The 218-nt window shown below is 52.8% G+C and carries 1 protein-coding gene; it reads right to left on the minus strand.

Features of this window, described 5'->3' with window-relative positions; all coding sequences use genetic code 11:
- Positions 1-218: glycoside hydrolase family protein (locus JSN25_RS22170; RefSeq protein ID WP_422678869.1), on the minus strand; the 218-nt coding region annotated here is incomplete at its 3' end.

Here is a 218-nt window from a genome sequence, read left to right on the forward strand (position 1 = left end):
GCAGACAACTTCATGCCCTGTACTACCGGCTTACCATCAACCATTGTGGCGCCACGGCAAATGGTCCAGAGTCCGCCGCCGTCGCGATACGCCTGCTCGCTGTTACCCTCTTTCTCATCCAGAAACTGATCGAGAATAAGAGGTGCTGACGCACCGGCAAGAATCAAACTAACTACCGCTGTGCTCAGTTTATTCCTCAGCTTTTGTGGCATAGCCAT

It is taken from the genome of Citrobacter cronae (assembly GCF_016893685.1).
Taxonomy (GTDB): domain Bacteria; phylum Pseudomonadota; class Gammaproteobacteria; order Enterobacterales; family Enterobacteriaceae; genus Citrobacter; species Citrobacter werkmanii.